This is a genomic window from Arsenicicoccus sp. UBA2120, assembly GCF_002330965.1.
Taxonomy (GTDB): Bacteria; Actinomycetota; Actinomycetes; order Actinomycetales; family Dermatophilaceae; genus Arsenicicoccus; species Arsenicicoccus bolidensis.
This window is the reverse complement of sequence record NZ_DCYC01000071.1, coordinates 12,404-17,527: the sequence shown is the minus strand read 5'-3', so window position 1 is coordinate 17,527 and position 5,124 is coordinate 12,404. Positions and strand designations below refer to the sequence as shown.

Here is a 5,124-nt window from a genome sequence, read left to right as displayed (position 1 = left end):
GCCCGTGTAGAACGGGTGCGAGGCGCTGGAGACGTCGACGTTGATCACCGGGTAGGTGTTGCCGTCCTCCCACTCGATCGTGTCGTTGCTCGTGGCGGTCGAGCGCGTGAGGAAGGCGAAGTCGGCCGTCGGGTCCCGGAACACCACGGGGTGGTAGTCCGGCTGGATGCCCGGCTTCACCTCTCGCCCTTAGCGGCGGCCTTGAGCGTGGAGCCGGGCGTGAGCTTCACCGACGGCTGCGCCGGGATCTCGATCGCCTCGCCGGTGCGCGGGTTGCGGCCCGTGCGGGCGGCGCGCTCGACGCGCTCGAGGGTGAGCAGCCCCGCGATCGGCAGCTTGCTGCCGTCGGCGGCGCACTCGCGCATCAGGTCGCCGAGGGCGTCGAGGACGCCGTTGACGTCGTTGGGCGTGGTGGCGGTGCGCTTGCTGATCTCGTAGACGAGCTCGCTGCGGTTCATGGAACGGTCCTTTCGGAAGGGGATCGGGCTGGTGGGTTACCAGCTGGACTTGGTGACGCCGGGCAGCTCGCCGGCGTGGGCCATCTCGCGCAGGCGGATCCGCGACAGGCCGAACGCCCGGTAGACCGAGCGCGGGCGACCGTCCACGACGTCGCGGTTGCGCAGGCGCGTGGCGCTCGCGTCCCGGGGCATCCGCTGCAGCCGCAGCTGGGCGGCGGCCTTGCTCATCGCGTCGGCGGTGGGGTCGGCGATGACGCGCTTGAGGGCGCGACGCTCCTCCGCGTAGCGGGCGACGACCTCACGACGCTGCTGGTCGCGGGCGATCTTGGACTTCTTGGCCATCAGCGCTCCTCCTTGAACTCGACGTGCCGGCGCACGACGGGGTCGTACTTGCGGATCACGAGCCGGTCGGGGTCGTTCCGGCGGTTCTTGCGCGTGATGTACGTGTAGCCCGTGCCCGCCGTGGAGCGGAGCTTGATCTTGGGCCGCACGTCGGTGGACCTGGCCATGAGGTGGCCTCCTTCGTCTGTCCGATAAGAATGATTACCATAACTGATAGGTTGAGCGCTCTGTTCCCACGCCGAGGAGGCACCTGATGGCAGTCCCCAAGCGCAAGATGTCGCGCTCCAACACCCGGTCCCGCCGCGCCAACTGGAAGGCCGAGCCCGTCGACCTCGTGCCCGTGTCGGTCGGTGGCCGCACGGTGCGCGTGCCCCGACGGCTCGTGCGTGCGGTCCAGCGTGGGCTGGTCGACTCGAGCCGCTACGAGGCCTGAGGCCTCCGTCGGGTCGGGGCGGAGCGTCTGCGGGGTGGATCGGGCACCGAGATCGGCGCTCGATCCACCCCGCGGCCATCTCTGCGGCCATCTCTGCGGCCATGTGGGACGACGCGGGTATGGCGCCCCTGCGGCGCCGCGCGCTCCAACGAGCAGGCGCCGTCAGGGCCGTCCGGGCGGTCAGAGCCGCTCGCCGCGAGCCTGCATCCGCACGATCGCGGCGTCGATCCCGATGCGGTCGATCGTCTTGATGGCGCGCGTCGACAGCCGCAGGGTCACCGTGCGGCCGAGGCTGGGCGCCCAGTAGGTCCGGCGCTGGATGTTGGGGTCGAAGCGGCGGCTCGTGCGGCGGTGCGAGTGGCTGATGGTGTTGCCGAAGCGCGGCGCGGTGCCGGTCAGCTGGCAGTGGTTGGACATGAGTTCCTTCCTTCGGGTTCGTCTGGCTTTAGTAATAACGATTCTCATTACGCTACCAGCCGCCGGTGCCGGTCCATCGCGATGGGCGAGGCGGCACCGGCATACGAAGGAGATCCGATGCCCGCTCCCGACCCAGCCGCGATGCACCGTCCCGGCACCACCGACGTGCTCGTCGTCGCCGGCCTCGACGCCACCGACCAGGCCGTCGCGGCGATGGGCCTGCAGTGCGACCTCCCGGACGCAGCCGTGGTGCGCCTCGTCGTGGACGCCGCCGCGGGCCAGGTGCGCTGGGCCGTCAGCGACCTCACGGGCACGGTCGAGGAGGACGGGCAGGACGTCGAGCATCCCTGCCTGTCGTGCGCCATGCGCGAGGCGATCCTCCCGACCCTGGTCCGCCTCGCCGGGACCGGCCGCTGGGGCACGCTCGTCGTCTCGCTGCCGCCGTCCGCCGAGCCCCTGCCCATCGCCCTCGGGCTGGCCCGGGCCCACCTCGCGGACGGGCGCCGCGTCGCCGACCTGCTGACCCTGCGGTCGGTGATCACGGTCGTGAGCTGCGACGACGTGTGCGGCGGGGTCTTCGACGACCCGCTGCTCGAGGAGCTCGGACTCGCGATGGTCGAGGACGACCGCCGCAGCTATGGCGAGGTGCTGGTCAACCAGATCGAGCTCGCCGACGCCGTCGTCGTCGTGCAGGACACGCTCGACGAGTCGGACTCCGCCCTGCTGGACCACCTGCGGCGGCCGGACAGCCGCGTCTACCTCGGCCTGTCGAGCTTCTCGGCAGGGGCGCAGCTGAGCGCGCGCGGCTTCGACGTGCAGGTGGCGCAGGGCTTCGTCGACCCGCGGCGCCGCCGACCGACCGGCGCGGAGCCGGCCGGTGGGCTGCAGACCCTGCGGCTGCGGACCTGGCGCCCCTTCCACCCCGGACGCCTGCAGCAGCGCCTCGAGGACCTCGGGTCCGGCGAGCTGCGCGGCCGCGGCGCGTTCTGGCTGCCCGGGCGGCCCGGCACCGCGATCGCGTGGGAGGCCAGCGGCGGTCAGCTGTCCATCGGCTCGATCGGCGGGTGGGACGACGCAGACCGTATGACGAACCTCGTGGTCACCACCGACGACGAGACGGCAGTCGTCGTGAGGGAGGCGTTCGAGGCCGCCGTCATGACCGACGCCGAGGTGCTCACGGCGCGCGACCGCTGGCTCGGGCGACGCGACGGCTTCGAGGAGTGGCTCGGCGAGGAGGGCGCCTCCGACGTGGCCTGACCGCGGCGCGTGGCCGGTCGCCGCGAGCGAGCTTGCCCCGGCATACGGTCCGTGCGAGCCTGGATGGAGGCTCCACGAGCGGGCCCCGGACGAGGGAGCCGTACCCGGTCACGCGACGAGACGGCCACGAGGAGTGACCATGTCGTGGATCGTGCTGGTGCTGTCAGGTGTGCTGGAGGCGGTGTGGGCCACGGCCCTCAGCCGCAGCGAGGGATTCAGCCGGCTCGGGCCGAGCGTGGTGTTCGTGGTGGCCTGCGCGCTCAGCATGGCGGGGCTGGCCTACGCGCTGCGTGACCTGCCGGTGGGCACGGCCTATGCCGTGTGGGTGGGCATCGGCGCCGTGACGACCGTCGCCTGGGCGATGGCGACCGGCGCCGAGCCGATCTCGCTGGTCAAGGTCCTGCTGCTGCTCGGGATCATCGGCTGCGTTGCAGGGCTCAAGCTGCTGCACTGAGCCGCGGCGGCTCCTCGCCGCACCTGAGAGGCCGCCACCGCGCGCGAGGGGTCACCGTCTCGCGTTGCTGTGCCCGTCAGTGCTTCGCGCAGGTCCCGAAGACCTCGAGCGTGTGCGACACGTCGCGGAAGCCGTGCTCGGCGGCCACCGTGTCGGCCCACGACTCCACCGCAGGGCCCTCGATCTCGACGGTGCGGCCGCACTCCCGGCATACGAGGTGGTGGTGGTGGTCGTCGCTCGCGCACAGGCGGTAGCGCGCCTCACCGTCGTCGACGCGGAGCATGTCCACGCGCTCGTCCTCGGCCATGGCGTTGAGCGTGCGATAGACGGTGGCGAGGCCGACCGTGTCGCCCTGCTCGCGCAGCCGGGCGTGCAGGGCCTGGGCCGAGATGAAGTCGTCGGTCTCACGCAGGACCTGCTCGACGGCGCGGCGCTGCTTGGTGGCTCGGCGCTCGGTGTCCGGCATCGTGGATCAGCTCCTGCTGGTCGGCCGCCCGGCGACGACGTCGTCGGCGGTGGGGTGCCGGTCGTCCTCGCGGTGGTCGTGGTGCTCGTCGTAGTGGTCCCCGTGCGGGGCGTGCAGATGTCCATCATGCAGGTAGTCGACGTGATCGCCGTGCTCGACCTGCTGGTGCCCGCAGCCGGGCCCGTGCTCGTGGGCGTGCATCTCGGCATAGCGGTGATGGCGTGCGGCGACGGCGTGGGCGAGGGCTGCCGCCACGCTCAGGACGATGAACACCGCGAGGACGAGCAGCACGATCGTGCCGCCCGAGGGCGTGTCGAGCTGGTAGGACAGGGCGACGCCGCCGGTGGCGCACAGGACGCCGATGACGATGGCGACGAGCCGCATCGAGCGGAAGGACCGCGAGACCTGCTGGGCGGCCGCGTTGGGCAGGATCATCAGGGCGCTGATGAGCAGCAGCCCGACGACGCGCATCGACACGACGACGGTGACGGCGGTCATGACGGCGAGCACGATGTTGAGCCCGAGGACCGGCAGCCCCGCCGCGCGGGACCACTCCTCGTCGTTGGCGACGGCGAACAGCCGTGGCCGAAGCACCCAGGTGGTGACCATGACGACGAGGGCGAGGACGGCAAAGACCACGAGGTCGTCGCGGCTGGTCGTGGTGATCGCGCCGAAGAGGTAGGACGTCAGGTTGGCGCCCGTCCCCGTCGCCCGCGACATCAGCACGACACCGAGCGCGATCCCGCCGTAGAACATGACGGCGAGGGCCACGTCCCCGCTGGCGCGGCCGTAGCGCTGGATGAGCTCGATCACGACGGCGCAGACCACCGCGGCGACGAGTGCCGTGAGGACCGGCTGGTTGCCGGTGAGGAGGCCGATGGAGACGCCGGCGAGCGCCACGTGCCCCATGCCGTCGCCGATCAGGGACAGCCGGCGCTGCACGAGGAAGGTCCCGACCATCGGCGCGGCGGCACCCACGAGCAGCGCGGCGATCAGGGCGCGCCGCATGAACTCGAAGCTCCACAGCTCGGACAGGTCAAGCACCGTGGGTCTCCTTGCTCGGCGCGGGGGCGCCTGCGCCGGCGCTCCTTGGCCGTATGCCGGACGCCCCGACGCCGGCGGGGTCGACCCAGCGGGCGGGTGGCAGGTCGTGCCCGTCGTCGTCGTGATGGTGGTGGTGATCGCCGAGGGAGAGGGGATCGGCGCGGCTGGCCCGCTCGAACTCCGCCACGGTCCCGTCGAAGGTGATCCGGCCGGCCGACATGTGCACGATGCGGTCCAGGACCGGGGTGAGGGC

The 5,124-nt window shown here is 71.9% G+C and carries 10 protein-coding genes, 1 pseudogene and 1 riboswitch; of the genes and pseudogenes, 3 read left to right on the top strand and 8 right to left on the bottom strand.

All coding sequences use genetic code 11. The annotated features are described in order from the left end of the window. The 4 genes from B2P18_RS10905 to rpmG all read right to left on the bottom strand — a co-directional run. Positions 1 to 180 (bottom strand): type B 50S ribosomal protein L31 (locus tag B2P18_RS10905; protein WP_286959129.1); only part of this gene is annotated, 180 nt, incomplete at its 3' end. Continuing rightward, positions 177 to 458, bottom strand: a complete 282-nt coding sequence (locus B2P18_RS10900) for an HU family DNA-binding protein (protein WP_286959124.1) — start codon at positions 456 to 458, stop codon at positions 177 to 179. The genes B2P18_RS10900 and B2P18_RS10905, both read right to left, overlap by 4 nt. 36 nt (positions 459 to 494) lie before the next feature. Further along, positions 495 to 800, bottom strand: coding sequence for a 30S ribosomal protein S14 (rpsN, locus tag B2P18_RS10895; protein ID WP_019286562.1), 306 nt, complete (start codon positions 798 to 800; stop codon positions 495 to 497). Next, entirely contained in the window at positions 800 to 967 is a 168-nt protein-coding gene (gene rpmG / locus B2P18_RS10890) for a 50S ribosomal protein L33 (protein ID WP_019286561.1), read from the bottom strand. Before rpmG ends, rpsN begins: the two co-directional genes overlap by 1 nt. Before the next feature lie 86 nt (positions 968 to 1,053). Between rpmG and rpmF the strand changes: the two genes are divergently transcribed. Then, positions 1,054 to 1,233 carry a 50S ribosomal protein L32 gene (rpmF, locus tag B2P18_RS10885; protein WP_019286560.1) on the top strand — a complete coding sequence of 60 codons (180 nt, stop codon included), beginning with the start codon at positions 1,054 to 1,056 and terminating at the stop codon, positions 1,231 to 1,233. Positions 1,234 to 1,413: 180 nt separating this feature from the next. On the opposite strand, the gene rpmB is transcribed toward rpmF, so the two are convergent. Beyond that, positions 1,414 to 1,650, bottom strand: a complete 237-nt coding sequence (gene rpmB, locus B2P18_RS10880; protein WP_019286559.1) for a 50S ribosomal protein L28 — start codon at positions 1,648 to 1,650, stop codon at positions 1,414 to 1,416. Positions 1,651 to 1,767: 117 nt separating this feature from the next. Here rpmB and B2P18_RS10875 point away from each other — a divergent pair, with 117 nt between their 5' ends. Both B2P18_RS10875 and B2P18_RS10870 read left to right on the top strand, forming a co-directional pair. Continuing rightward, on the top strand, positions 1,768 to 2,907 hold the full coding sequence (locus B2P18_RS10875) for a CobW family GTP-binding protein (RefSeq protein ID WP_286959111.1): 1,140 nt from the start codon (positions 1,768 to 1,770) through the stop codon (positions 2,905 to 2,907). A gap of 63 nt (positions 2,908 to 2,970) precedes the next feature. Then, a riboswitch (guanidine-III (ykkC-III) riboswitch) is annotated at positions 2,971 to 3,036 on the top strand. A gap of 10 nt (positions 3,037 to 3,046) precedes the next feature. Beyond that, the gene (locus B2P18_RS10870; protein ID WP_286959101.1) at positions 3,047 to 3,361 is read left to right on the top strand and encodes a DMT family transporter; all 315 of its coding nucleotides are present in this window, start codon (positions 3,047 to 3,049) and stop codon (positions 3,359 to 3,361) included. A 76-nt stretch (positions 3,362 to 3,437) separates the two neighbouring features. Here B2P18_RS10870 and B2P18_RS10865 read toward each other — a convergent pair whose 3' ends face one another. The 3 genes and pseudogenes from B2P18_RS10865 to B2P18_RS10855 form a co-directional block, all read right to left on the bottom strand. Continuing rightward, entirely contained in the window at positions 3,438 to 3,827 is a 390-nt protein-coding gene (locus B2P18_RS10865) for a Fur family transcriptional regulator (protein ID WP_019286556.1), read from the bottom strand. Positions 3,828 to 3,833: 6 nt separating this feature from the next. Then, entirely contained in the window at positions 3,834 to 4,862 is a 1,029-nt protein-coding gene (locus B2P18_RS10860) for a metal ABC transporter permease (RefSeq protein WP_239262316.1), read from the bottom strand. A 1-nt stretch (position 4,863) separates the two neighbouring features. Further along, positions 4,864 to 5,124 (bottom strand): annotated as a pseudogene (locus B2P18_RS10855) (hypothetical protein); the annotation flags it as partial.